Origin of the sequence: Pseudomonas veronii (genome assembly GCF_002028325.1) — a bacterium.
Classification (GTDB): Bacteria; Pseudomonadota; Gammaproteobacteria; order Pseudomonadales; family Pseudomonadaceae; genus Aquipseudomonas; species Aquipseudomonas veronii.
In genome coordinates this window covers 6,079,489-6,103,956 of record NZ_CP018420.1, presented here as the reverse complement: position 1 = coordinate 6,103,956, position 24,468 = coordinate 6,079,489, and the positions used below count along the sequence as shown (strand labels likewise).

Here is a 24,468-nt window from a genome sequence, read left to right as displayed (position 1 = left end):
CGCCGGGTAATGTAGGAGCGAGTTTGCTCGCGAAAAACTTCAGAGCACCGCGCAGAGCCAGGCTATCCGCGTAATCGTTGAGGTTCTTCGCGAGCAAGCTCGCTCATACGGGGGGCGGTTATCGCCCCGGCGGTGTTGGGTTAGAAGAAGCCCAATGGATTGATGTCGTAGCTCACCAGCAGGTTCTTGGTCTGCTGGTAGTGATCCAACATCATCTTGTGGGTTTCACGACCGACGCCGGATTTCTTGTAACCGCCAAACGCGGCATGCGCCGGGTACAGGTGGTAGCAGTTGGTCCACACGCGGCCCGCCTTGATCGCCCGGCCCATGCGGTAGGCGCGGTTGATGTCGCGGGTCCACAGGCCGGCGCCGAGGCCGAACTCGGTGTCGTTGGCGATCGCCAGGGCTTCGGCTTCATCCTTGAAGGTGGTGATGCTCACCACCGGGCCGAAAATTTCTTCCTGGAACACCCGCATCTTGTTGGTGCCCTTGAGCAGGGTCGGCTGGATGTAATAGCCGGTGGCCAGATCACCTGTCAGCTTCTCGACCTTGCCACCGGCCAGCAACTCGGCGCCTTCGCCCTTGGCGATTTCCAGGTACGACAGGATCTTGTCGAACTGCTGCTCGGACGCCTGGGCGCCGACCATGGTGTCGGTGTCCAGCGGGTCGCCACGCTTGATCGACGCGACCTTCTTCATCACCACTTTCATGAAGTCGTCGTAGATCGACTCTTCCACCAGCGCGCGGGATGGGCAGGTACACACTTCGCCCTGGTTGAAGAACGCCAGCACCAAGCCTTCGGCGGCTTTCTCGATGAATTGCGGTTCGGCTTTCATGATGTCGGCGAAGAAGATGTTCGGCGACTTGCCACCCAGTTCAACGGTGGACGGAATGATGTTCTCGGCGGCGCAATGCATGATGTGCGCGCCCACCGGGGTAGAGCCGGTGAAGGCGATCTTGGCGATGCGCTTGCTGGTGGCCAGGGCTTCGCCTGCCTCCTTGCCGAAACCGTGTACCACGTTCAGCACGCCCGGCGGCAGCAGGTCGCCGATGACTTCCATCAGCACGTTGATGCCCAGCGGGGTTTGCTCGGCCGGCTTGAGCACCACGCAGTTGCCGGCGGCCAGGGCCGGGGCGAGTTTCCAGGCGGCCATCAGCAGCGGGAAGTTCCACGGGATGATCTGGCCGACCACGCCCAGGGGCTCATGGAAGTGATAGGCGGCGGTGTGTTCGTTGATTTCGGCGCTGCTGCCTTCCTGGGCGCGGATGCAACCGGCGAAGTAGCGGAAGTGGTCGGCGGCCAGCGGGATGTCGGCGTTGAGGGTTTCACGCACGGCCTTGCCGTTGTCCCAGGTTTCGGTGATGGCCAGCAGTTCGAGGTTCTGTTCGATGCGGTCGGCGATCTTCAGCAGCACCAGCGAGCGGTCCTGGGCAGAGGTTTTGCCCCAGGCGTCGGCGGCGGCATGCGCGGCGTCCAGCGCCTTGTCGATGTCTTTGGCGGTGGAGCGCGGGAATTCGGCGATGGGCTTGCCGTTGACCGGGGAAGTGTTGGTGAAGTAGTTGCCATCGATCGGCGCCACGAATTCGCCGCCGATGTAGTTGCCGTACTTGGCCTTGAACGAAACGATGGCGCCTTCAGTACCGGGGTGTGCGTAACGCATGGTGGGTATCTCCTGGCTTTTTATGTTTATTGGAGTGCAGCGCGGCAAGCGCTTGATAAAGCGTAGAGCAAAGGTCGGGCCACTGCCTTGCAAGCCAGTTAAATCAGGGGGTTGGCGAGAGCCAAAAAGTGCGGCTGTGCCAGCCTTGGTACAGTCTGTGTGACAGTTTGTGCCATGCACGGTACAACCTGTGACCGGTGGGTCGGCGCGGGATTGCAATGACCGGGTGGCTGGGGGATGCTGGACGTTCTCACGCAGGGAGAATAATAAGAACATGCATCACGATCATTTCAGTCGCCATGCCCAGCAAGTCTTGACCGTGACCCGTGGGCAAGACCTTTCCCAAGGCCCCGGCAGCGACCCGTCCATCGCCCGCTCCTGGCTGCGTTGCCTGGAGGATTATCACCTCGACCCTGCGCTGAGCATCGCCCCCACCGTGCTCGAACATGGCCGTCTGCTGGAAAGCCGCGAGCGCCTGCAGCAGGTGCTGCACATCGCTGGCGGCGAGATGAACAGCCTGCATCAGCAACTTTCGGGCGCCGGTCACGCCGTGCTGCTCACCGACGCGCGCGGGGTGATCCTCAACTGCGTCACCGCGCCGTCCGAGCGCAAGATTTTCGAGCGCGCCGGGTTGTGGCTCGGCGCCGACTGGAGCGAGGCCTGCGAAGGCACCAATGGCATCGGCACCTGCCTGGTGGAGCGCCAGTCGTTGACCATTCACCGCGATGAGCATTTTCGCGGGCGCCACACCGGGCTGACCTGTTCGGCGAGCCCGGTGTTCGATCCCCATGGTGAGTTGCTGGCGGTGCTGGACGTGTCGTCGGCGCGGGAAGCAGTGTCGCGTCAGAGCCAGTTCCACACCATGGCGCTGGTCAACCTGTCGGCGAAGATGATCGAGAGTTGTTACTTCCTGCGTCACTTTGAACACCACTGGCTGCTGCGTTTTCACTTGCAGGCGGAGTCCGTGGGCTTGTTCAGTGAAGGGCTGCTGGCGTTCGACGGTGAAGGGCGCATTTGCGCAGTCAACCAAAGTGCCCTGAACCTGTTGGGGCAGATGCGTGGTGGCTTGCTGGGGCAGCCTGTGGAAGCGCTTTTCGAATGCACCCTGGATCAACTGCTGGGCCGCGCCAGCGCCAATGCCACAGCGAGTTGGCCGCTGCGGACGCGGGACGGTCGACATCTGTTTGCCGCGTTGCGCGGCCAGCCGCGCAGTGTGCCGGTGCCCGTACCGCCGCAGCCGGTGGTTGCCGCCAAGCCCGAGCGTCTGCTCGGTATCTGCCTGGGCGATTCCGCGTTGCAAAGCGATTTTCGCAAGGCGTTGCGCGTGTTCGAACGTGATGTGCCGCTGCTGGTCAACGGTGAAACCGGTTCCGGCAAAGAGGCCTTCGCCAAGGCCGTACACCAGGCCAGCCAGCGCGCGGACAAGGCTTTTGTTGCGCTCAACTGCGCCGCCATCCCGGAAAGCCTGATCGAAAGCGAACTGTTCGGCTATCGCGGCGGCAGTTTCACCGGTGCCCGCAAGGAAGGCATGCGCGGCAAGCTGCAACAGGCAGATGGGGGCACGTTGTTCCTGGATGAAATCGGCGACATGCCCCTGGCTTTGCAAACCCGGCTCTTGAGGGTGCTGGAGGATCGCCTGGTGGTGCCCATCGGCGGCGAGCCCCAGGCGGTAAACGTTAGAGTCATCAGCGCCACCCACCGTGATTTGTTGCAGCGTGTGCAGGCCGGCAGCTTTCGTGAAGATTTGTACTACCGACTCAATGGCCTCGAAATCGGCTTGCCGCCGTTGCGCGAGCGCAGTGATAAGCCGCAATTGCTGGATTTTCTGCTGGCCCAGGAAGCCGGGGAGCAGACGATAACGCTCGATGCCGGCGCGCGTCAGGCATTGCTGGCGTTCGCCTGGCCGGGCAATGTGCGGCAGTTGCGCACGGTGTTGCGTACCCTGGTTGCACTGTGTGACGGCGCGTTGATCGGTGTCGATGATTTGCCGCCGATGATCCGCCCGGCGTCCTTGACTACGCCTGCTGCGGATGTCCCCCCGCTGTCGCTGCTTGAGGATGCCGAGCGCCTGGCATTGTTGAAGGTCCTGACGCAGCAGCGCTGGCATATGACCCTTGTGGCTGAACGGTTGGGGGTGAGCCGCAATACGTTATATCGAAAGTTACGCAAACATGGCATTGAACTGCGTTCGGCGTTGTAATTCGTAAGTTGTTGTCGAGTGTGTGGGGGCGGTTTTTAATTGTTGGTTGTAGGGGGATTTACTGTTTTTACTTTTGTGGGTTAATTGTTGAAAAAGTATGTCCTGGCTGGCGCGGAAGTAAATGCATGTAATGTTGTTTCGGTGAAACTGAGATAGATATTTTTGTCACCCAGTGAATGCAAGTTTTTATTGGCTGACTAAGGTGATGATTATGAATGTTACAGGTGTTCCAACTTACACTACAGCACCGTCCAGTGACGTTTCAGCTGATGTTACTCAAGCTGCCAATAATACTGGATCGACCGGTAACCCGCGCAACGCCGCTTCGGCTACTTGGCAAAATGATCGCTCCGAGCTTACTTATGATGCTGAACGTTTGAACTCGGACACGCAGGTTCGTAGCAAAAGGGGAATTGATTTCGGACGTTTTTTCCGCAGGCCGACGCATAGCACTTCCCGCGTGCCGTCTGGGACGCCCGGTCAATATAATCAGGTTAATAAGGGACCGTTTTTCTCAAACCCACCTTCCACTCATGCATCTAATAAGCCCTTTCGAGATCTGATTAATAACAACCGGTTCGGGGGCTCTACCCTTCCTTCCAGGTCTCACCCCGTTCCCAAGACGTTTGGCGAGGTGGCGCAAAACCTCGTCACTGCCGATCGCCTGGTCAAGGCTGGCGTGTTCAAGACCGGGCCAGATCTGAAAACCGTGACACGGGACGCTTTCGTGAATGCCGCAGTCAACGGCTTGGTCAGTACGCCATTGAGTATTGGTACTTACGCAGGCTCCGTATGGAGTGGCGAGCAGATCAAGGGGGCGTTCAGCGCCAATACCCCCTTACTTCCTCCCGCGCACCAGCCCGCGCCGAGTCAACAGAACGGTGTGGCGGGATCGGCGCCGAGTCCTTCATCGCCGCAAGACCTGGCGTTGCACTTGGACAATGCAGAATTAAAACTGCTCTTGGTCAGTAATACGATCCAGGCCTATACCGAAGGGAGCGAGGGTCAAGCCTTGGATAAAAGCCCCGATTGGCCAACCGAGACAACTGCCCGACTTGATATGTTGGAAAAGCAATACAACACCGTCGAGTCGAACTTGGAATTAATCGCTAAGGAAAATGATTTTATATTCAGGCCCTTTAAAAGTGATACCGCCGCCACCGAGAAAGACCCTGTGCGCCGCCTTGAAACATTGGATCGACGCAATCAGGCTGTTTTAAACCAGATCTCCCGTATCAATACGGTGTTGGAGCCGAAGGGGCCGCCATCCTCGATGCAGTTTGTCTGATGCGGGTTATGCAGGGGAGGCCGTTAATTGACACCCCATAGTGACCCCTCGTATACGCTGAGTCCGGTGCAGTCACGGCGGGTGCCGGCACCGGGTTCAACGACCGCACTGCCGGCCGAATTCAGACGATTGAGCTGGCGTGTACCGCTAAAAGAGTGCGATTTCCCCCTCCCTGCGCTAACCTGCCTCGATGTTTTACGAGGTCGACCATGCACATTCATATTCTCGGTATTTGCGGTACTTTCATGGGCTCGATGGCGGTTCTGGCCAAGGAGTTGGGCCACCATGTGACGGGTTCCGATGCCAACGTCTATCCGCCCATGAGTACGCAACTGCAAGCCCAGGGCATCGAATTGACCCAGGGCTATGATCCATCCCAATTCGATCCGGTCCCCGACCTGGTGGTGATCGGCAACGCCATGTCTCGGGGCAACCCGGCGGTCGAATACGTACTGAACAAAGGTTTGCCGTATGTGTCCGGCCCCCAATGGCTGGCCGACCATGTGCTGCAAGGGCGCTGGGTGCTGGCGGTGGCTGGTACGCACGGCAAGACCACCACCAGCAGCATGCTGGCCTGGGTGCTGGAGCACGCGGGCATGAGCCCGGGTTTCCTGATCGGCGGCGTACCGCAGAACTTCTCGGTGTCGGCGCGCCTGGGCGATACGCCGTTCTTCGTGATCGAAGCCGATGAATACGACAGCGCGTTCTTCGACAAACGCTCCAAGTTTGTCCACTACCGCCCGCGCACGGCGATCCTGAATAACCTGGAGTTCGATCACGCGGATATCTTCCCCGATCTGGCGGCCATCGAGCGGCAGTTCCACCATTTGGTACGCACCATCCCGAGTGAGGGCCTAGTGATCCACCCGACCACCGAGCCGGCCTTGCAGCGCGTCATCGACATGGGCTGCTGGACGCCGGTGCAAACCACCGGCGCGGGCGGGCAGTGGCAGGTCAGGTTGCTCAGTGAAGACGGTTCGACATTTGAAGTGCTGTTCGAAGGCGAGGCCCAGGGTGTGGTCGACTGGGACATGACCGGCCAGCACAACGTTGCCAACGCCCTGGTCACCTTGGCGGCGGCACGGCATGTTGGCGTGGTGCCTTCCATGGGCATCGCGGCCTTGAGTGCGTTCAAAAGTGTGAAACGGCGCATGGAAAAGGTTGCCGATGTGAATGGGATTACCATCTACGACGACTTTGCCCACCACCCGACGGCGATTGCCACCACCCTTGATGGCCTGCGCAAGCGGGTCGGTGATGCGCCGATCATTGCGATTATCGAACCGCGCTCCAACTCCATGAAGCTCGGCGCGCACCGCGATGGCTTGCCGGAGAGCGTCAATGATGCGGACCAAGTGGTCTGGTACGCACCGGCCAACCTCGGCTGGGACCTGCCCGCCATTGCGGCGCTGTGTCACGTGCCGTCGACGGTCTGCGATTCGATCGAAGGCATCATTGAACACGTCAAGCAACAGGCCACGCCCGGCACCCACGTGGTGGTCATGAGCAACGGCGGCTTCGGCGGCCTGCACGGCAAATTGGCCGAGGCCCTGAAATGAGCGGGCCCGAGCGCGTGACGCTGGCGATGACCGGCGCATCCGGCGCGCCCTATGGCTTGCGCCTGCTCGACTGCCTGGTGCGCGAGGAGCGTGAAGTTCATTTCCTGATCTCCAAGGCCGCGCAACTGGTGATGGCCACCGAGACCGATGTCGCGCTGCCGCCCAAGGTGCAGATGATGCAGGCGTTCCTCACCGAGTACACCGGTGCGGCGGCGGGGCAGATCAAGGTCTACGGTAAAGAGGATTGGATGTCGCCGGTGGCCTCCGGCTCCGGCGCGCCGGCGGCGATGGTGGTGGTGCCGTGTTCCACCGGTACGTTGTCGGCGATTGCCACGGGCGCCTGCAACAATTTGATCGAACGGGCCGCCGATGTGACGTTGAAAGAGCGGCGCCAGCTGATTTTGGTGCCGCGTGAGGCGCCGTATTCGAGCATTCACCTGGAGCACATGCTCAAGTTGTCGAACATGGGCGTGACCATCTTGCCGGCGTCGCCTGGTTTCTATCACCAGCCGCAGACCATCGATGACCTGGTGGATTTTGTGGTGGCGCGGATTCTCAACCTGCTGAACATTCCCCAGGACATGCTCCCGCGTTGGGGTGAGCACCATTTGAGCAGCGATGAATAAGGCGCTGTTGGTGTTACTGGCGTTGCAACTGGCGGGCTGCGCCACCGCGCGCACGCTGGATGCGGCGAAGCCCGGCGCGCCGGTGGTGTACGCCGGCACGCGGCTGGACCTGTATGCGATGAACGGCGGCTGTTGCGCGATGGACCGTTTTGGCGCCGAGGCGCCGAGCTATCCCGGCGTCGACCTGCCAGCCAGCGCGTTGCTCGATACCCTGCTGTTGCCGCTGTCGGTGTTGACGGTGTTGGGGGTAGGGTTCAACGCCACGGGAGGGCTGTGACTCCGCGCTCAGGCCCCATCTGAACCCACATGTTGAGCTGGCAGCTCGGTTGGCGGGTTTATTTACCCAGCTTGCGCAACTCATCCGATTCGACCACACGCACACCATCTTGCTCTTCCAGCGCCAGGCGCCACATGGCGCGTGCCAGTTCGCACACTTCGATGCCGTGGTACTTGCCTGGAATCAGCCGTGACAACGGCCCGGCCAATTGCTCGGCCAGGCGCGGTTCGAGGCGCTCCCCCAGCAACAGCGAAGGCCGCACGATGGTCAGTTGCGGCCAACCCTGGGCTTTCAAGGCGTCTTCCATTTGCCCTTTGATCCGGTTGTAGAAGATCGAGGATTTCGGGTCGGCGCCAATCGCGCTGATGACAATCAGGTGCCGCGCGCCCATTTCCCGTGCGCGCTTGGCAAAGGCCACGACCAGGTCCAGGTCGATCGCGCGAAAGGCTTCCTCGGAGCCGGCTTGCTTGATCGTGGTGCCCAGGCAGCAGAAGGCGATATCGACCTGGCCACGCAGTTGCGGCAGGACCACCGCCGGGTCGCCCACTGGGTTTTCCAGGCGTGGATGTTCGGCCAATGGCTTGCGGCTGGGCGCCAGCACACGGGTCACGGTGGGTTCGTTGAGCAGGCGATCGAGCAGGTGTTCGCCGGTCAGGCCAGAGGCTCCTGCGAGCAAAATATGCTGAGGCGTCAGGTACATGGTGTTTCCCCCTTTGTTACACGTTACAGCTTAGTTGCCTTTAGCTTCCTTGCTATTCATTGAGACGCTTTCGAGCGCCTTTCGTGCTTGCTGCTTGCGTAATAGTTGCCAATGGGCGATCACGCCTTTGGGGGCCCAGATCTGCGGTTCGGAGGCTTCGAAGTTGTCCGCCTGTTCGCGTTCGGTCACGTGCAGTTGCGCCAGCTTGAAGGCTTGCTGCAAGTCGTCGGTCTGGTTGAAGGCTTGGGCGAAAAGGGCATCGCCGAAGTAGGTGAAGTCGGCTTCCTCGGAACAGCCAAACGACACGCGGTCGGCGCGGGAAGCGGTCATGATCAAGGTGTGCTCGTCTTTCAGCGCGGGAATGAAACCGCCGGAGTAGCACGCGGAAATCACCACGACCTTGTCGCGGTTCTTCAACGGCGTGAGCACTGCGGCGAGCTCATCGGCCGGCAGGTCGGCCAGCTCCATGCGCGGCTGGTCGAGTACCAGTTCGCTTTCGTGGGTGCCGTGGCTGGTCAGGTAGATAAACACCAGGTCCTCCGGCCCACTGCGTTCGGCCAGGGTCTGCACCGCACGGCGCAGGCTTTCGCGGGTAGCCAGCGGGCGGTCGGCGATATGGTCGCGGTGGTTGACCAGGCGAATCTGCCCGCGCGCACCGAAGCGGCTGGCGAGCATATTGCTGACGTAATCGGCTTCGCGCAGGAACACGCTCTGTTTGCCGTCGCCGGCGAGTACCAGGGTGTACAGTTCCACGGCGGGGGTCGAGGGCGGCACGGCGGCGAGGGCAGCATCGAGCAGGCGGCCCTGGGCCAGCACGCCGATTTCCAACGGGTCGGGCAACAGCTTGCCGTCGGCGTCGCGCACGCGCATGCCGTTGACCCAGGTGCCGGCCTGCACGGTGCCGTCGGCGAGCACCAGGGTGCCGCGGCCCTGGTAGTTGTCGCTGTCGAAACCGCCGATATAGAAGCTGCCGTCGGTGAGGTTCAGGCGGCCTTCGCCGCTGAAGCGCCAATCGCTGAACTGGCCAATGTAGTGGCTGCCATCGATGCCGATCAACTCGCCCTTGCCGCTGAGGGCGCCTTCCTTGAACTGGCCGATCCACACGTCGCCGTCGGCGTTTTCGTAGCGACCCTTGCCGTTCAATTGGTTCTGTTTGAACTGGCCGACGTAGATGTCGCCGTCAGCGCTGTTGAAGGTGCCGTTGCCTTCCAGCTGGCCATCGACGAAGTGGCCGCTGAACTGGTTGCCGCTGTCGTCGTTGCGCTGGCCTTCGCCGTTGGGCTTGCCGTGGGCGAACTGGCCCTGGTATTGGCTGCCGTCAGCCAGCTCCAGGCGCCCGAGGCCGGAATACTGGTCGTCCTTGAATTCGCCGCGATAGGTCATTTGCCCCTCTTTGAGGGTGCCTTCGCCGTTGCGCCGGCCTTGCTTGAAGCCACCGACGTAGTGGCTGCCCGCAGTGGTCAGGCTGCCCTGGCCGTCAAACAGGCCTTGCTGGAACTGGCCTTTATAGACTTCGCCGTTGCTGCCATGCCATTCGCCCTGGCCGTGCCACTGGCCTTTGTCGAACTGGCCGGCGTACCAACTGCCGTTGGGGTAGTCCACGCGGCCCTGGCCTTGCAGCAAGCCATTGACCACATCACCCCGGTAACGGCCGCCGTCGGGCAGGCGCGCATCGGGCGGCAACAGCGATTCGCCGTCTCCGCAAGCGGTGAGCAACAGGACAAGGGCAAGGGGAGCGAGTGGGCGCATAGCGGGATCCGGATAATTGAGCGCCGAGTATGCCGCAGCGAAGGAGCCATACCTAGTGGTCTGTTGGGGAATGATGACCTGTAGGAGCCGGCTTGCCGGCGAAGGTGGTCAACGAAAACGCGGGCATTCAGGGGGAATGTGGCGTCTGGGGGCTTTTCGCTGGCAAGCCAGCTCCTACAGGGAGGAAGGAGGCGGTTACACGAAGCAGAGCGACAACGACTCGGCAATGTAAGCGGGTTTCTCCTGGCCTTCGATTTCCAGGGTGGCGGTGGCCTTGAACAGCCATTGGCCGGGTTTTTTCTCGGTGACGTCGGTGAGGGTCACGTTAAGGCGGACCTTGGAATTGACCTTCACCGGCTGGATAAAGCGCACGCTGTCCAAGCCGTAGTTGACCGCCATTTTCAGGCCTTCGGGCATGATCAGGATGTCTTCCATCAACTTGGGCATCAGCGACAGCGACAGGAAACCGTGGGCGATGGTGCTGCCGAACGGGGTTTGCGCGGCCTTGACCGGGTCGACGTGGATGAACTGATGGTCGCCAGTGGCTTCTGCGAACAGGTTGATGCGGGCCTGGTCGATGGTGAGCCAGTCGGAACGTCCCAGTTCCTTGCCGACATAATCTTTGAGCTGCGCTACGGGTACATAGGGCATTGCGTCTCTCCTTGGTTCATCGGTTTTTATTGATGTGCGAGAACCATGTTAGATCATCATGGGCAACCAGCCCGGTCAACCCACCATGCTTATGGCGAATGCCGGAGCATAGCGCGGGCATGCTTATAATGCGGGTGGGTCTTGAGGGGGGAAGGACGGATGCTATTACGCGGTCTGACATGGCTGGTGCTGTTTCAATTGATCGGCACGGCGATCAACCATTTGCTGCTGCCGGTGTTGCCGGGGCCGATCATCGGTCTGCTGCTGATGCTGGGTTACCTGGTGTGGCGCGGCGAAGTCGGCGAGCCGCTGAGCCTGGCGGCCAGCAGCCTGCTGCGTTACTTGCCCTTGCTGCTGGTGCCGCCGGCGGTCGGGGTGATGGTGTATGCCAAGGACATCGCCGCAGACTTCTGGGCCATCGTCGGCGCCTTGGTGTTGTCGCTGGTGATCGCCATGGGGTTCGTCGGCGTGCTGATGCAAAAACTGGTCAAGCGCCAGGCGCAGCAGGAGGAGCAATCATGACCTTCGACTGGCAAGGCGCGTGGGCGGCGGTGATTCATCATCCGCTGTTCGGCATCGGCATCACCCTCGGCGCCTATCAACTGGTGCTCGCGGGCTTCGAGAAAACCCGCTGGATCTTCCTGCAGCCGGTGCTGGTGTCCATGCTGCTGGTGATCGGCGTGCTGCTCACCTGTGGCCTGAGCTACGCCGAGTACCGCAAGAGCACCGAGATCATGAGCATCCTGCTGGGCCCGGCGACCGTGGCCCTGGCGGTGCCGCTCTATCTGAACCTGCGCCGGATTCGTCAATTGTTCTGGCCGATTTTTACTACGCTGGTGATAGGTGGTGTGTTGGCCACCGGCCTGTGTGTGTTGCTGGGCTGGTGGTTCGGTGCCGAACACAGGATGTTGATGACCATGGCACCCAAGTCGGTGACCTCGCCGATTGCCATGCTGGTGGCCGAGCAGATCGGCGGCGTGGCCGCGTTGGCCGCGGTGTTCGTGCTGATCACCGGCGTGATCGGGGCGATGATCGGCCCGGCGTACTTGTCGCGCCTGGGCGTCCACAGCCCCGAGGCGCGCGGTATGGCGCTGGGCATGACCGCTCACGCCGTCGGCACGTCGGTGGCCCTGCAGGAAAGCGAAGAGTGCGGCGCCTTTGCGGCGCTGGCCATGAGTCTGATGGGCGTGGCGACGGCGGTGTTCCTGCCGCTGGCCGTGTCGGTGATTGTTTGAACCAGGGTTAAGGAAACCTTTATGAGTCTGGCGCTGTTCCCGCTCAACACCGTGCTGTTCCCTGGCTGCACCCTCGATCTGCAATTGTTCGAGGCGCGCTACCTGGACATGATCAGCCGCTGCATGAAAAAGGGCGAAAGTTTCGGCGTGGTGTGCATCTTCGACGGCAAAGAGGTGGGCGCGGCCCCGGATGGCTACGCGCTGATCGGCTGTGAAGCGCTGATTCGCGACTTCAAACAGCAGGATAACGGCCTGCTGGGCATTCGCGTCGAGGGCGGGCGGCGCTTCCGTGTCCGCGACGCCGAGGTGCAGAAGGACCAGTTGCTGGTGGCCGAGGTGCAATGGCTGGAAGAGCGGCCGGACCACGCGCTGGAAGAGGCGGACGCCGACCTGCAGGCCTTGCTCCAGGCCCTGGCCGAACACCCGATGGTGGCCTCGCTGGACATGGGCGCCGATGCCGACGGCCAGCAGGCCCTGGGCAATCAATTGGCGTATTTGCTGCCGTTCACCGAGGCCGACAAGATCGACCTGCTGCAGCTCGACGATCCGCAACAACGGCTGGATGCGATCCAGAGGCTGCTGGATGAACTGCAAGGTGAGCTGTTCACCTGATTTTCAGAATTGTCTGGTGCTGCTTTCAGACATTTCTGCGTTGCTCCCATCGCGCGGGCTGAAATAGTTTCCGATCACACAACCACTGATCAGGGGATGAACATGATTCGGCTAGCGCAATCGGAGCAGGCGGCCTGGGACGCTTTTTTTGTCAGCATTACCTCACAACTGCTCGCGCAGGATGCACAGCGCGGCCCGGAATACATCGCCGAGCGTGCCGCAGAAATTGCCGATGAAATGCTGCTGGAGCGGCGCGAACGTTGCGTTGAGCGCCGAACCGCGCCAATCGATTGGATCGGCCCGGCCAAGGGTCAGTAGGCATACTTGAACAGGGCCTGCGAGGTGTCGCTGAAGGCGATGAAACCGAGCACCGCCACCAGGGCAGGCAATACCAGCCACCAGGCTTTCTGCGACATCGGCGGCAGCGGGCTGCGGTATTGGATTGCGCCCAGGCTCAATGTACACACGCTCATCGCCAGCAACATTCCGGCGAGGATGTCGGTGGGCCAGTGGACGCCCAAGTAAACCCGCGACAACGCGATGAATGCCGCGGGGATGCAGCCCAGCAGCAGCCAGGTCAGGCGCAGACGCGTGGGCTGCCCGCGCCCGGCCAATACGGCTAACGCCAGGAAAAACGCGAATGCGCCGGAGGAGTGGCCGCTGGGCATGCTGAAGCTGCTCAGTGGGTCGGTGAGGATTTCCGGGCGACCGCGGGCGAAGAACAGCTTGGTGGCGGTATTGATCACTGCGGCCATGCCCAGCGTGATGCCGACAAACAGCGCGTGGCGCCATTGGCGTGCGAGTAACAACAGGCCGGTGAACAGGGCGCTGGCGACAAACATATTCTTGAACTCGCCCAGTTGGGTGAGCCTCACCATGGTCTCGTCCAGCCAGGCGCTGCGATGCTCCTGCACCAGGGCGCTCAGCCCCTGGTCGAAGTCGTTGAGGTGCGGGTAGCCGATAAACAGGGCGATCAACAGAATCAGGCTGGCGCAACCTATCCACCCTGTGGCGCGGCGATGGCCGCGCAGGCTGCTGTTCAAGCTCAGCCCCAGCAACACCGCCAGGCATGCCGCGACAATTCCCGCCTCGGGCCAGAACCCCGCCGGCAATGGCAGGCGGAAAGCCGCGCCGGTCGCCCAGCCCGGCAGCAGGTACGCGACTGTCCAACCGGCCGCCGCGAGAATGCTGACCAGGGCAAAGCGTGGGAACGGCATGTCGCACATGCCGGCCACCATCGGCAGCATGGGGCGCAACGGGCCGATGAAACGTCCGACCAGCAGGCTGGCGATGCCGTACTTGTGGAAGTAGGTCTCGGCGCCGTTCATCCATTCAGGGTGATGCCGCAGGCCGGGCAGGCGCCGGATGTTCTGGTGGAAATGGCGTCCAAGGAAGTAGGACACCCCATCGCCCACCAGGCCGCCGAGAAAACCCAGCAGCAGGGTTTCACTCAACGACAGCGCACCGTTGCCGGCCAGCACGGCAATGGCGAACAGCAGCACGGTGCCGGGCACGATCAAGCCGGCAATGGCCAGGCATTCCACGCACGCCACGATAAATACCGCGGCCGCCAGCCATTGGGGGTTCAGGGTCAGCCAGCCGGTGATACTATCGAGCCATTGGCCCATGTTTCTTCACTCCCTCGTCACCGTTTCAAATCAAAAAATAGTCGCGGCCTTCGACCTGGCCCCGGCGCAGCGGGTTCCGCGTGCAATAAGGCGCATAGCCTGCATCGACGAAGCGGTACATCAAGTGTTCGTCCCGGCCGCCGGGAATGCCCAGGCGGGTGGTCTGGATAATGTGCGTCGGCACCTGGCCGACGTCTTCTACATAGAGCCGCTCCTGGTCGAAGCGCTTGGCATCCCACATCGGCACTTTCAGGCCCAGCGCCTTGCACAATAAGGTCTGGCCGGCGCAGAGCTTCTGCGAGGCGCGCGGTCTGCCATTGGCGTCCGGGTTGTTCAGCAGCATCTGCGCCAAACTGGCCGGGCCGGAGGTCTCATCGACCCAGGGATAGGCGGATTTGATCAATACTGCATTGCCCGGGCCCTGGGCGCTGAAGTTCAGCGAATCGCCGCCACGGGCGTAGTACATATAGATATGACCGCCATCCAGAAACAAAGCCTTACGCTTTTCTGTGTAGCCCAGTGAGGCATGACTGCCTTTTTCGGCCACGTAATACGCTTCGGTTTCAATAATCCGCGCCGAAAGCCAGAGATCGCCGACCCGATGACGAATGATTTTGCCGAGCAATTCCCGCGCAAGCAGTTGTGCATCGCGGTCGAAGAAGCGGTCGGGCAGGGCGCTGGCGGGGAGTTGGGGGGTGAAACTCGACATGGCCTTCAGGGTTAATACGGCTAAATGTGACGGAATAATAACAACTCCTACCTTAATTACGGCTGAACCCCAGGTTTTTACAGTTCATTTCGACCATCCGCCCCTCACCGCTGTCAGTCGGGCGGCGTCACAGCTATAATCTGCCGCTTTCCTCTTTGCCAAGACTCCCTGACCATGACTGAGTCCGTTCTTGACTACATGACCCGCCTGGGTCGCGCTGCCCGTCAGGCCTCGCGGTTGATCGCCCGTGCGAGCACCGCGCAGAAAAACCGTGCCTTGCTGGCCGCCGCCGATGCTCTGGATGCTTCGCGCTCCGAGTTGACCGCCGCCAACGAACTGGACCTGGCCAACGGCCGCGCCAATGGCCTGGAACCGGCGTTGCTCGACCGCCTGGCGCTGACCCCGGCGCGTATCGACGACATGATCGAAGGCCTGCGTCAGGTGGCCAAGCTGCCTGACCCCATCGGTGAAATCCGCGATATGCGTTACCTGCCGTCCGGCATCCAGGTCGGCAAGATGCGCGTGCCCCTGGGCGTGATCGGCATCATCTATGAGTCGCGCCCGAACGTGACCATCGACGCCGCGAGCCTGTGCCTCAAGTCTGGCAACGCCACCATCCTGCGCGGCGGTTCCGAGGCGATCCACTCCAACCGTGCGATTGCCGCCTGCATCCAGCAGGGCCTGGCCGTGGCCGAATTGCCGGCCGAAGTGGTGCAAGTGGTGGAAACCACCGACCGCGCCGCCGTCGGCGCGCTGATCACCATGCCGGAATTCGTCGACGTGATCGTGCCGCGCGGTGGCAAGAGCCTGATCGAACGCGTCAGCCGTGATGCCAAGGTGCCAGTGATCAAGCACCTGGACGGCGTGTGCCACGTTTACATCGACATCGCCGCCGACATCGACAAGGCGATCCGCATCGCCGACAACGCCAAGACCCACCGTTACGCGCCGTGCAACACCATGGAAACCCTGCTGGTGCACGCCGGCATTGCCGATCGCGTGCTGCCGCCGCTGGCTGCCATCTACCGCGACAAGGGCGTTGAACTGCGCGGTTGCGAGCGCACCCGTGCGCTGCTCGGCGCGGACGTGATCGAAGCCACCGAGCAAGACTGGTACACCGAGTACACGGCGCCGATCCTGTCGATCCGCATCGTCGACGACCTGGATCAGGCCATCGAGCACATCAACAAATACGGCTCCAAGCACACCGATGCCATTGTTACCGAGCATTTCAGCGATGCCCGGCGTTTCCTCACCGAAGTGGACTCCGCTTCGGTGATGGTCAACGCCTCGACGCGTTTTGCCGACGGCTTCGAGTATGGCCTGGGCGCGGAGATCGGTATCTCCACCGACAAGCTCCACGCACGCGGCCCGGTTGGCCTGGAAGGCCTGACCAGCGAGAAGTACGTAGTGTTCGGCGACGGGCATGTGCGCGCTTGATGGGTAAACGCATCGGGTTGCTCGGCGGCACCTTTGACCCCGTGCATATCGGCCATTTGCGCAGTGCCCTGGAAGTCGCGGATGCCCTCGCGCTGGATGAATTGCGCCTGACCCCCAATGCCCGGCCGCCGCACCGCGATACGCCGCAGGTGTCAGCGCAGCAGCGCCTGGAAATGGTGCGCCTTGCCGTAGCTGGCATACCGCCGCTGGTGGTGGACGACCGCGAGCTCAAGCGCGATAAACCGTCCTACACTGTCGACACCCTGGAACTGATGCGTGCCGAGTTGGCCGCGGACGACCAGTTGTTTCTGCTTTTGGGCTGGGACGCATTTTGCGGCCTGCCCTCTTGGCATCGCTGGGAGGAACTCCTCCAGCATTGCCACATCCTGGTTTTGCAACGCCCGGATGCCGACAGCGAACCGCCGGATGCCTTGCGCAACCTGCTGGCCGCGCGGTCGGTAAGTGACCCCTTGGCCCTGACCGGGCCGAACGGGAATATTGCATTCGTCTGGCAGACCCCGCTTGCGGTGTCCGCCACCCAGATCCGTCAACTGCTGGCCAGCGGGAAGTCGGTACGTTTCCTGGTGCCTGACGCGGTCCTGGCCTACATCGATGCGCACGGGCTTTACCGTGCGTCGAACTGAAAAGGCGCGCTTGAACGCACGAACAGTCGTGCAGCGAGCGCCCGAACATACGAGCAAAACGAGTTTTATATGACGAACAAAGACGTAAGCAAAGTTAAGCGCAAAGGCACCTTCAAGAGCGCGCCACTGCCGGTTGAAGCCCATGTTGGCCCGGAACTGGCTGGCGAAGAACTGGTGAAAGTCGCCGTGGCGGCCCTGGAAGACGTCAAGGCCCAGGACATCCAGGTGCTGGACGTGCGCGACAAGCAGAGCATCACCGACTTCATGATCATCGCCACCGGTACCTCCAACCGCCAGATCGGCGCGATGCTCGACAAAGTGCGCGAAGCCGTCAAAGCCCAGGGCGTGAAGCCGCTGGGTGAAGAAGGCAAGGGCGACAGCGACTGGGTGCTGCTGGACATGGACGACGTGATCGTTCACATGATGACCTCCAACGCCCGTCAGTTCTACGACCTGGAGCGTCTGTGGAAAGGCGCCGAACAGAGCCGTGCGGCTGATGGCAAGCACCACAGCCCGGAAGTGGGCCACGCGCACTTCGACAAGCTCAACAAAGACCAGGAATAAGGAACGGCTGTGCGCCTGCGTCTGATCGCTGTCGGTTCACGCATGCCCAAGTGGGTGGAAGAAGGCTGGCATGAATATGCCAAGCGTCTGCCCGCCGAGCTGTCGCTTGAGCTGGTGGAAATTCCGCTCAATACCCGGGGCAAGAACGCCGACGTGGCGCGCTTTATCCGTCAGGAAGGCGAAGCCATGCTGGCCAAGGTCGGTCCCAACGAGCGCATCGTCACCCTCGAAGTCCACGGCAAACCCTGGAGCACCGAGCAATTGGCGGTGGAACTGGATCGCTGGCGCCTGGACTCGCGCACCGTCAACTTCATGGTCGGCGGCCCCGAGGGGCTGGCGCCGGAAGTCTGCGCGCGGGCGGACCAACGCTGGTCGCTGTCGGCGCTGACGTTGCCGCACCCGCTGGTAAGGATCCTGATCGGTGAACAGCTGTATCGCGCCTGGACAGTTCTGTCCGGGCACCCTTACCACAAATAGTCTGCGCCCCTCCCGATGACTCAGCCGATCCGCATCAAGGACCACGAGAAAGACGCACGTCTGGTGCGCTCGCGCGTGGTTTTTGGCGCGATCATGGTGGTGACGTTGATCGGGGTGTTGATCGCGCGCCTGTATTTCCTGCAGGTGATCCAGTACGACTATCACTCCACTCTGTCGGAAAACAACCGGGTGCATGTGCAGCCGATTCCGCCGACCCGTGGCCTGATTTTCGACCGCAACGGCGTGGTGGTCGCGGATAACCGGCCCAGCTTCAGCCTGAGCATGACCCGCGAACGCTCCGGCGACTGGCAGCAGGTTCTCGATGTGATCGTCGACGTGCTGCAACTGACCCCGGAAGACCGGGCGATCTTCGAAAAGCGCATGAAACAGGGGCGTCGGCCGTTCGAGCCGGTGCCGATCCTGTTCGAGCTGACCGAAGAGCAGATCGCCCGGATCGCGGTGAACCAGTTCCGCCTGCCGGGCGTGGAAGTGGTGGCGCAGTTGGTGCGGCATTACCCGCAAGGGCCGCACTTCGCGCACTCCGTCGGTTATATGGGGCGGATCAACGAGAAAGAGCTGAAAAGCCTCGATCCGGTCAATTACAGCGGCACCCACCATATCGGCAAGACCGGTATCGAGCGTTTCTACGAGCCCGAGCTGCACGGCCAGGTGGGTTACGAAGAGGTCGAGACCAACGCCCGCGGCCGCGTGTTGCGGGTGCTCAAGCGTACCGATCCGGTGCCGGGCAAGGACATTGTGCTGAGCCTGGACATCAAGTTGCAGGAAGCGGCCGAGATGGCCTTGGGCGGGCGCCGTGGCGCGGTGGTGGCGCTGGACCCGAGTACCGGCGAAGTCCTGGCCATGGTCAGCCAGCCCAGTTTCGACCCCAACCTGTTCGTGACCGGGATCAGCTTCAAGGCCTACGCCGAGCTGCGCGATTCCATCGACCGGCCGCTGTTCAACCGGGTGTTGCGCGGCCTGTATCCGCCGGGTTCGACGATCAAGCCGGCGGTAGCGATTGCCGGCCTGGACGCGGGCGTGGTCACGGCGTCGAGTCGCGTGTTCGACCCCGGCTACTACATGCTGCCTAATTACGATCACAAATACCGTAACTGGAACCGCACCGGTGACGGCTATGTCGACCTGGACACCGCGATCATGCGGTCCAACGACACCTATTTTTACGACCTGGCCCACAAGCTGGGGATCGATCGCCTGTCGGCCTACATGGGCAAGTTCGGGTTGGGTCAGAAAGTCTCCCTGGACATGTTCGAAGAATCCCCAGGCCTGATGCCGTCGCGCGAATGGAAGCGTGCGACCCGCCGCCAGGCGTGGTTCCCCGGCGAGACTCTGATCCTGGGCATCGGCCAGGGCTATATGCAGGCGACACCGCTGCAACTGGCCCAGGCCACGGCGTTGGTGGCCAACAAAGGCATCTGGAACCGTCCGCACCTGGCCCGCACCATCGAAGGCGAAAAGCCGGTGGATGAAAACCCGATCCCGGACATTGTGCTGCGTGACCCGTCGGACTGGACCAAGGTCAACCACGGCATGCAGCAGGTGATGCACGGCGCCCGGGGCACGGCGCGCAAGGCGGCGATCGGCGCGCAATATCGCATTGCCGGCAAGAGCGGTACGGCCCAGGTGGTCGCGATCAAGCAAGGCGAAAAATATGATCGTTCCAAAGTCCAGGAGCGCCACCGCGACCACGCCCTGTTTGTCGGCTTCGCTCCGGCGGACGACCCGAAGATCGTGGTCGCCGTGATGGTCGAGAACGGCGAGTCCGGTTCGGGCGTCGCCGCGCCGGTGGTCCGTCAAGTGATGGATGCCTGGCTGTTGACCGATGACGGCAAGCTCAAGCCCGAATATGGCGGCCCCCCTTCAAGCACCGAGGTTACGGCCAGTGAAGAGTAATTTTGACCGCATCCTCTCCAGTGAGGATGTGATGCGTCGCCGCGCGACATTGCTGCAGCGCATGCACATTGATGGCCCGTTGTTGATTCTGCTGCTGACCCTGGCCGCCGGCAGTCTGTTCGTGCTGTATTCGGCCAGCGGCAAGAACTGGGACCTGCTGATCAAGCAAGCGTCGTCGTTCGGCCTGGGCCTGTTGTCGATGGTGGTGATTGCCCAGCTGGAGCCGCGTTTCATGGCGCGGTGGGTGCCGCTGGGGTACGTCGCCGGCGTGTTGTTGCTGGTGGTGGTGGACGTGATGGGCCACAACGCCATGGGCGCGACCCGCTGGATCAACATTCCGGGGGTGATTCGCTTCCAGCCGTCGGAATTCATGAAGATCCTGATGCCGGCGACCATCGCCTGGTACCTGTCCAAGCGCACCTTGCCGCCGCAACTCAAGCATGTGGGGATCAGCCTGATCCTGATCGGCGTGCCGTTCATCCTCATCGTGCGCCAGCCGGACCTCGGTACATCGCTGCTGATCCTGGCGGGCGGTGCGTTCGTGCTGTTCATGGGCGGCTTGCGCTGGCGCTGGATTCTCAGCGTGCTCGCCGCTGCCGTGCCGGTGGCGGTGGCCATGTGGTTCTTCTTTATGCATGACTACCAGAAGCAGCGGATTCTCACGTTCCTCGACCCGGAGAGCGACCCGCTGGGCACCGGCTGGAACATCATCCAGTCGAAGGCGGCCATCGGTTCCGGCGGTGTCTTTGGCAAGGGCTGGCTGATGGGCACCCAGTCGCACCTGGACTTTTTGCCCGAGAGCCACACCGACTTCATTATTGCGGTGATGGGCGAAGAGTTCGGCCTGGTGGGCATTTGCGCGTTGCTGCTGATCTATTTACTGTTGATTGGGCGTGGCCTGGTGATCACCGCGCAGGCGCAGACGTTGTTCGGCAAATTGCTGGCGGGCTCGTTGACCATGACTTTTTTTGTTTACGTTTTCGTCAACATCGGTATGGTCAGTGGCCTCTTGCCGGTGGTTGGGGTGCCGTTGCCGTTCATTAGCTACGGCGGAACTTCGCTGGTGACATTGATGTCAGCGTTTGGGGTTTTGATGTCGATTCACACGCATCGCAAATGGATCGCACAGGTTTGAATAAGGTGAAGATGTCAATGCAAGTATTGCGCGGCTGGGCGACTCGGCATGCGTCCTGGATGAGCCTGATCGGGCTGCTGGGCGCCATGCACGAAGCGCAGGCCGGTGACTACGATGGCTCACCTCAGGTCGCCGAATTCGTCGGTGAGATGACCCGTGACTATGGCTTCGCCGGTGAACAGCTGATGGGCGTGTTCCGCGAGGCCCAGCGCAAGCAGGCGATCCTTGATGCCATCTCCCGCCCGGCCGAGCGCGTGAAGCAGTGGAAGGACTATCGCCCGATGTTCCTGACCGACGCCCGCGTGGCCCGGGGCGTGGACTTCTGGCGCCAGCACGAAGCCGCGCTGGCCCGCGCCGAGCAGGAATACGGCGTGCCTGCCCAGGTGATAGTCGCGATCATTGGCATTGAAACCTTCTACGGGCGCAACACCGGCAGTTACCGGGTGATCGATGCCTTGTCGACCTTGAGCTTCGATTACCCGCCCCGCGCTGAATTCTTCCGTAAGGAACTGCGTGAATTCCTGCTGCTGGCCCGCGAAGAGCAGGTCGACCCGCTGACCCTCAAAGGCTCCTACGCCGGTGCGATGGGCTTGCCGCAGTTCATGCCGAGCAGTTTTCGCGCCTACGCGGTGGATTTTGACGGCGACGGCCATATCAATATCTGGAGCAACCCGGACGATGCCATCGGCAGCGTGGCCAGCTACTTCAAGCGCCATGGCTGGGTGAGCGGCGAACCGGTCGTCAGCCGTGCCGACGTGAGCGGCGAGCGCGCCGATGAAGGCCTGACCCAGGGCATCGAGCCGGCCAAGACGGTCGGGGAGTTGCGGGCGCTGGGCTGGTCAAGTCATGATGCGCTGCGCGATGATATGCCGGTCACGGCTTTCCGCCTGGAAGGCGAAAACGGCCCTGAATACTGGATGGGCCTGAAGAATTTCTACGCAATCACGCGTTATAACCGCAGTGTGATGTACGCCATGGCCGTGCATCAACTGTCTGACATGCTGGTCCAAGCACGGGGCAACAAGTAATGCGGGCATCGCCGTTGAAAAAACCGCTCAAGCTGGTGGCGTTTGCCGCGTTGTCCTTGCTGGTTGTCAGTTGCTCCACCAGTCGCGCGCCGACGCAAAAGTCCGGCGGCACCGCTATTCGTTCCCAGCCGGGGCTGGACATCAACCGCGCGCATAAAGACGGTGCGCCGTGGTGGGACGTCGACGTGTCGAAAATCCCGGATGCCACGCCGACCCTGCACACCGGCCCATACAAGGCCAACCCCTATACCGTGCTGGGCAAGAGCTACTTTCCGCTGCAGGACTCCAAGACCTACGTGCAGTCGGGCACGGCGTCGTGGTACGGGACCAAGTTCCATGGCCAGAACACCGCCAATGGCGAGGTCTACGACCTGTATGGCATGAGCGCGGCCCACAAGACCCTGCCGCTGCCCAGCTATGTGCGCGTGACCAACCTGGACAACAACCGCACGGTGATCCTGCGGGTCAACGATCGCGGGCCGTTCTATTCGGACCGGATCATCGACTTGTCCTACGCCGCCGCGAAGAAACTCGGTTATGCCGAAACCGGCACCGCGCGGGTCAAGGTCGAAGGGATCGACCCCGCGCAATACTGGGCCCAGCGTGGCAAACCGGCACCGTTGATGCTCAACGAGCCGCAGGCCGCGCAACCGCAAGTCACAGCCTCGACCGGCAAGATCGAGCAGTGGACGCCACCCGCGCAACAGCACGCGCCCGACACGGTCGTGGTGCCTCGCGCCGCACCGGGTGCTTCGGCTGCCGGTGGGCAATACCTGCAGGTGGGCGCTTTCGCCAACCCGGATGCGGCAGAGCTGTTAAGGTCCAAGCTGAGCAGTATGGTCAATGCGCCGGTCTTCATCAGTTCCATCGTGCGTAATCAACAGACCCTGCACCGTGTGCGTATGGGCCCGATCGGTTCGCCGAGCGAGGTCGCGCAAGTGCAGAACAGCGTGCGCCTGGCCAACCTGGGGCAACCCAGCGTGGTCAGCGCCGAATAAACCGTAAAGGATTGATGGTTCAGGTCCGTGCGCGGGCCTGGGCCCTGGTTGTTGGCTCGTTGAACAATAAAACCCAGGGGCAAGGGGTGAGCAGGCAACCGAACACGCGACAGACCGGTAACGGGCTGTCTGAATAAGTTTTGCCCGCGAGGGCAAGTTTCCATACGTAATTTCGAGAGACGGATGAACATCATCACCTTAGCCAAACGCACGTGCCTGCTTATCTCGCTGATCATCACCCCGGCCGCCTGGGCGGTTGAAATGGTGCCGGCTTCACCGCAACTGGCCGCCAAGGCCTGGGTCCTCATGGATGCCGCCAGTGGCAACGTGCTGGTGGAAAACAACGGTGACCAGCGCCTGCCGCCCGCCAGCTTGACCAAGCTGATGACAGCCTATATCGCGACCCTGGAAATCCGTCGCGGCCAGATCGGCGAAAACGACCCGGTGACCGTCAGCGAAAACGCCTGGCGCACCGGTGGTTCGCGGATGTTCATCAAGGTCGGCTCGCAGGTGACGGTCAGCGACCTGCTGCACGGCATCATCATCCAGTCCGGTAACGACGCCAGCGTCGCCCTGTCCGAGCACATCGCTGGCAGCGAAGACGCGTTCGCCGACATGATGAACAAAACCGTGGCCGACCTGGGCATGACCAACAGCCACTTCATGAACCCGACCGGTCTGCCGAACCCAGAGCACTACTCGTCGGCTCACGACATGGCGATCCTGGCGCGCGCGATCATTCGTGTCGACCCGGTCCACTACGCGATCTACTCCCAGAAGGAATTCTTCTGGAACAACATCAAGCAGCCTAACCGCAACCTGTTGCTGTGGCGCGACAAGACCGTCGACGGTCTGAAAACCGGCCACACCGAAGAAGCCGGCTACTGCATGGTGTCGTCCGCCGTGCGTGATGGCCAGCGCCTGATCGCCGTGGTCTTCGGCACCAACAGCGAGCAGGCCCGTGCGGCCGAGACGCAAAAACTGCTGACCTACGGTTTCCGCTTCTTCGAAACCCAGACCTTCTATCAGAAGGGTGCTGAACTGGCGACCGCGCCGGTATGGAAAGGCGCAACCTCGCAAGTCAAGGCCGGCCTGGCTGAAGATCTGACCCTGACCATGCCTAAAGGTCAGCTGAAAAAGCTCGCGGCCAGCATGACCATGAACCCGCACCTGGTTGCGCCAATCGCCAAGGGCGACGTGATCGGCAAGGTCGAAGTGAAGCTGGACGATAAAGTGGTACACAGTGCCGACCTGATCGCCCTGGATGCCGTCGACGAGGGTGGTATCTTCCGCCGCGTGTGGGATAGCATCCGCCTGTTCTTCTACAGCTTGTTCAACTGATAAGTGTGCACCTGCAAAGCCCCGTGTTGATC

The 24,468-nt window shown here is 61.8% G+C and carries 24 protein-coding genes; 18 read left to right on the top strand and 6 right to left on the bottom strand.

What is annotated here, in order from left to right; genetic code table 11:
* Positions 1-140: 140 nt before the first annotated feature.
* On the bottom strand, positions 141-1,661 hold the full coding sequence (gene exaC, locus PverR02_RS27980; protein ID WP_017848361.1) for an acetaldehyde dehydrogenase ExaC: 1,521 nt from the start codon (positions 1,659-1,661) through the stop codon (positions 141-143).
* A 274-nt stretch (positions 1,662-1,935) separates the two neighbouring features.
* On the opposite strand from exaC, the gene PverR02_RS27975 reads away from it, so the two are divergent.
* The 5 genes from PverR02_RS27975 to PverR02_RS27955 all read left to right on the top strand — a co-directional run bounded on the left by PverR02_RS27975 (position 1,936) and on the right by PverR02_RS27955 (position 7,611).
* Positions 1,936-3,861: a sigma-54-dependent Fis family transcriptional regulator gene (locus tag PverR02_RS27975; RefSeq protein ID WP_057005937.1), complete on the top strand. Its 1,926-nt coding sequence runs from the start codon at positions 1,936-1,938 to the stop codon at positions 3,859-3,861.
* 211 nt (positions 3,862-4,072) lie between these two features.
* Positions 4,073-5,149, top strand: coding sequence for a hypothetical protein (locus tag PverR02_RS32130; protein ID WP_152032046.1), 1,077 nt, complete (start codon positions 4,073-4,075; stop codon positions 5,147-5,149).
* 209 nt (positions 5,150-5,358) lie between these two features.
* Positions 5,359-6,708: a UDP-N-acetylmuramate:L-alanyl-gamma-D-glutamyl-meso-diaminopimelate ligase gene (gene mpl, locus PverR02_RS27965; RefSeq protein WP_017848358.1), complete on the top strand. Its 1,350-nt coding sequence runs from the start codon at positions 5,359-5,361 to the stop codon at positions 6,706-6,708.
* Entirely contained in the window at positions 6,705-7,334 is a 630-nt protein-coding gene (ubiX, locus tag PverR02_RS27960) for a flavin prenyltransferase UbiX (RefSeq protein WP_010206807.1), read from the top strand. Before mpl ends, ubiX begins: the two co-directional genes overlap by 4 nt.
* Positions 7,327-7,611: a YceK/YidQ family lipoprotein gene (locus PverR02_RS27955; protein ID WP_017848357.1), complete on the top strand. Its 285-nt coding sequence runs from the start codon at positions 7,327-7,329 to the stop codon at positions 7,609-7,611. Before ubiX ends, PverR02_RS27955 begins: the two co-directional genes overlap by 8 nt.
* 58 nt (positions 7,612-7,669) lie before the next feature.
* Here the strand turns inward: PverR02_RS27955 and PverR02_RS27950 are convergent, their stop codons facing one another.
* From PverR02_RS27950 to PverR02_RS27940, 3 genes are all read right to left on the bottom strand, one after another.
* Complete coding sequence (locus tag PverR02_RS27950) at positions 7,670-8,311, bottom strand: oxidoreductase (RefSeq protein WP_046381921.1); 642 nt, start codon at positions 8,309-8,311, stop codon at positions 7,670-7,672.
* Positions 8,312-8,341: 30 nt separating this feature from the next.
* A complete protein-coding gene (locus PverR02_RS27945; RefSeq protein WP_046381922.1) occupies positions 8,342-10,060 on the bottom strand; it encodes a C13 family peptidase in 1,719 nt (572 codons plus the stop codon).
* A 195-nt stretch (positions 10,061-10,255) separates the two neighbouring features.
* Positions 10,256-10,711: a MaoC family dehydratase gene (locus tag PverR02_RS27940; protein WP_017848354.1), complete on the bottom strand. Its 456-nt coding sequence runs from the start codon at positions 10,709-10,711 to the stop codon at positions 10,256-10,258.
* Between the two features lie 159 nt (positions 10,712-10,870).
* Here PverR02_RS27940 and PverR02_RS27935 point away from each other — a divergent pair, with 159 nt between their 5' ends.
* The 4 genes from PverR02_RS27935 to PverR02_RS27920 all read left to right on the top strand — a co-directional run bounded on the left by PverR02_RS27935 (position 10,871) and on the right by PverR02_RS27920 (position 12,876).
* Positions 10,871-11,233 (top strand): CidA/LrgA family protein, encoded by a 363-nt coding sequence (locus tag PverR02_RS27935; protein WP_017848353.1) that lies wholly within the window; start codon positions 10,871-10,873, stop codon positions 11,231-11,233.
* Entirely contained in the window at positions 11,230-11,946 is a 717-nt protein-coding gene (locus PverR02_RS27930; protein ID WP_017848352.1) for an LrgB family protein, read from the top strand. The genes PverR02_RS27935 and PverR02_RS27930 overlap by 4 nt, the downstream gene beginning before the upstream one ends.
* Positions 11,947-11,967: 21 nt before the next feature.
* Positions 11,968-12,558 (top strand): LON peptidase substrate-binding domain-containing protein, encoded by a 591-nt coding sequence (locus tag PverR02_RS27925; RefSeq protein WP_017848351.1) that lies wholly within the window; start codon positions 11,968-11,970, stop codon positions 12,556-12,558.
* 102 nt (positions 12,559-12,660) lie between these two features.
* The gene (locus PverR02_RS27920; RefSeq protein WP_026140195.1) at positions 12,661-12,876 is read left to right on the top strand and encodes a hypothetical protein; all 216 of its coding nucleotides are present in this window, start codon (positions 12,661-12,663) and stop codon (positions 12,874-12,876) included.
* On the opposite strand, the gene PverR02_RS27915 is transcribed toward PverR02_RS27920, so the two are convergent.
* Both PverR02_RS27915 and PverR02_RS27910 read right to left on the bottom strand, forming a co-directional pair.
* Positions 12,870-14,186, bottom strand: a complete 1,317-nt coding sequence (locus PverR02_RS27915; protein WP_079444782.1) for a bifunctional DedA family/phosphatase PAP2 family protein — start codon at positions 14,184-14,186, stop codon at positions 12,870-12,872. The two genes, PverR02_RS27920 and PverR02_RS27915, sit on opposite strands and share 7 nt — an antisense overlap.
* A 25-nt stretch (positions 14,187-14,211) precedes the next feature.
* A complete protein-coding gene (locus PverR02_RS27910; RefSeq protein ID WP_046381925.1) occupies positions 14,212-14,895 on the bottom strand; it encodes a DNA-3-methyladenine glycosylase in 684 nt (227 codons plus the stop codon).
* A 174-nt stretch (positions 14,896-15,069) separates the two neighbouring features.
* On the opposite strand from PverR02_RS27910, the gene PverR02_RS27905 reads away from it, so the two are divergent.
* From PverR02_RS27905 to PverR02_RS27865, 9 genes are all read left to right on the top strand, one after another.
* Positions 15,070-16,335 carry a glutamate-5-semialdehyde dehydrogenase gene (locus PverR02_RS27905; RefSeq protein ID WP_046381926.1) on the top strand — a complete coding sequence of 422 codons (1,266 nt, stop codon included), beginning with the start codon at positions 15,070-15,072 and terminating at the stop codon, positions 16,333-16,335.
* Complete coding sequence (gene nadD, locus PverR02_RS27900; RefSeq protein ID WP_017848346.1) at positions 16,335-16,979, top strand: nicotinate-nucleotide adenylyltransferase; 645 nt, start codon at positions 16,335-16,337, stop codon at positions 16,977-16,979. Before PverR02_RS27905 ends, nadD begins: the two co-directional genes overlap by 1 nt.
* A gap of 69 nt (positions 16,980-17,048) precedes the next feature.
* Entirely contained in the window at positions 17,049-17,543 is a 495-nt protein-coding gene (gene rsfS, locus PverR02_RS27895) for a ribosome silencing factor (RefSeq protein ID WP_003176298.1), read from the top strand.
* A gap of 9 nt (positions 17,544-17,552) precedes the next feature.
* The gene (gene rlmH, locus PverR02_RS27890; RefSeq protein WP_003176297.1) at positions 17,553-18,020 is read left to right on the top strand and encodes a 23S rRNA (pseudouridine(1915)-N(3))-methyltransferase RlmH; all 468 of its coding nucleotides are present in this window, start codon (positions 17,553-17,555) and stop codon (positions 18,018-18,020) included.
* Between the two features lie 15 nt (positions 18,021-18,035).
* Positions 18,036-19,934, top strand: a complete 1,899-nt coding sequence (mrdA, locus tag PverR02_RS27885) for a penicillin-binding protein 2 (protein ID WP_046381927.1) — start codon at positions 18,036-18,038, stop codon at positions 19,932-19,934.
* Positions 19,935-19,965: 31 nt separating this feature from the next.
* Positions 19,966-21,069 carry a rod shape-determining protein RodA gene (rodA, locus tag PverR02_RS27880; RefSeq protein WP_017848344.1) on the top strand — a complete coding sequence of 368 codons (1,104 nt, stop codon included), beginning with the start codon at positions 19,966-19,968 and terminating at the stop codon, positions 21,067-21,069.
* A 17-nt stretch (positions 21,070-21,086) separates the two neighbouring features.
* Positions 21,087-22,097 carry a lytic murein transglycosylase B gene (gene mltB, locus PverR02_RS27875; RefSeq protein ID WP_046381928.1) on the top strand — a complete coding sequence of 337 codons (1,011 nt, stop codon included), beginning with the start codon at positions 21,087-21,089 and terminating at the stop codon, positions 22,095-22,097.
* Positions 22,097-23,095, top strand: a complete 999-nt coding sequence (locus PverR02_RS27870; RefSeq protein ID WP_017848342.1) for a septal ring lytic transglycosylase RlpA family protein — start codon at positions 22,097-22,099, stop codon at positions 23,093-23,095. Before mltB ends, PverR02_RS27870 begins: the two co-directional genes overlap by 1 nt.
* Positions 23,096-23,278: 183 nt before the next feature.
* Entirely contained in the window at positions 23,279-24,436 is a 1,158-nt protein-coding gene (locus tag PverR02_RS27865; protein ID WP_046381929.1) for a D-alanyl-D-alanine carboxypeptidase family protein, read from the top strand.
* Positions 24,437-24,468: the final 32 nt, after the last annotated feature.

Bases quoted from the DNA above. Each gene is read 5' to 3' on its own strand.
- PverR02_RS27940 (WP_017848354.1), bottom strand. From the start codon at position 10,711: ATGCCCTATGTACCCGTAGCGCAGCTCAAAGATTATGTCGGCAAGGAA.
- mpl (WP_017848358.1), top strand. From the start codon at position 5,359: ATGCACATTCATATTCTCGGTATTTGCGGTACTTTCATGGGCTCGATG.
- PverR02_RS27930 (WP_017848352.1), top strand. From the start codon at position 11,230: ATGACCTTCGACTGGCAAGGCGCGTGGGCGGCGGTGATTCATCATCCG.
- mltB (WP_046381928.1), top strand. From the start codon at position 21,087: ATGCAAGTATTGCGCGGCTGGGCGACTCGGCATGCGTCCTGGATGAGC.
- PverR02_RS27950 (WP_046381921.1), bottom strand. From the start codon at position 8,311: ATGTACCTGACGCCTCAGCATATTTTGCTCGCAGGAGCCTCTGGCCTG.
- PverR02_RS27865 (WP_046381929.1), top strand. From the start codon at position 23,279: ATGAACATCATCACCTTAGCCAAACGCACGTGCCTGCTTATCTCGCTG.
- PverR02_RS27910 (WP_046381925.1), bottom strand. From the start codon at position 14,895: ATGTCGAGTTTCACCCCCCAACTCCCCGCCAGCGCCCTGCCCGACCGC.
- PverR02_RS32130 (WP_152032046.1), top strand. From the start codon at position 4,073: ATGAATGTTACAGGTGTTCCAACTTACACTACAGCACCGTCCAGTGAC.
- PverR02_RS27945 (WP_046381922.1), bottom strand. From the start codon at position 10,060: ATGCGCCCACTCGCTCCCCTTGCCCTTGTCCTGTTGCTCACCGCTTGC.
- nadD (WP_017848346.1), top strand. From the start codon at position 16,335: ATGGGTAAACGCATCGGGTTGCTCGGCGGCACCTTTGACCCCGTGCAT.
- rsfS (WP_003176298.1), top strand. From the start codon at position 17,049: ATGACGAACAAAGACGTAAGCAAAGTTAAGCGCAAAGGCACCTTCAAG.
- mrdA (WP_046381927.1), top strand. From the start codon at position 18,036: ATGACTCAGCCGATCCGCATCAAGGACCACGAGAAAGACGCACGTCTG.
- PverR02_RS27920 (WP_026140195.1), top strand. From the start codon at position 12,661: ATGATTCGGCTAGCGCAATCGGAGCAGGCGGCCTGGGACGCTTTTTTT.
- PverR02_RS27925 (WP_017848351.1), top strand. From the start codon at position 11,968: ATGAGTCTGGCGCTGTTCCCGCTCAACACCGTGCTGTTCCCTGGCTGC.
- exaC (WP_017848361.1), bottom strand. From the start codon at position 1,661: ATGCGTTACGCACACCCCGGTACTGAAGGCGCCATCGTTTCGTTCAAG.
- PverR02_RS27905 (WP_046381926.1), top strand. From the start codon at position 15,070: ATGACTGAGTCCGTTCTTGACTACATGACCCGCCTGGGTCGCGCTGCC.
- PverR02_RS27935 (WP_017848353.1), top strand. From the start codon at position 10,871: ATGCTATTACGCGGTCTGACATGGCTGGTGCTGTTTCAATTGATCGGC.
- PverR02_RS27955 (WP_017848357.1), top strand. From the start codon at position 7,327: ATGAATAAGGCGCTGTTGGTGTTACTGGCGTTGCAACTGGCGGGCTGC.
- rodA (WP_017848344.1), top strand. From the start codon at position 19,966: ATGCGTCGCCGCGCGACATTGCTGCAGCGCATGCACATTGATGGCCCG.
- PverR02_RS27870 (WP_017848342.1), top strand. From the start codon at position 22,097: ATGCGGGCATCGCCGTTGAAAAAACCGCTCAAGCTGGTGGCGTTTGCC.
- ubiX (WP_010206807.1), top strand. From the start codon at position 6,705: ATGAGCGGGCCCGAGCGCGTGACGCTGGCGATGACCGGCGCATCCGGC.
- PverR02_RS27915 (WP_079444782.1), bottom strand. From the start codon at position 14,186: ATGGGCCAATGGCTCGATAGTATCACCGGCTGGCTGACCCTGAACCCC.
- PverR02_RS27975 (WP_057005937.1), top strand. From the start codon at position 1,936: ATGCATCACGATCATTTCAGTCGCCATGCCCAGCAAGTCTTGACCGTG.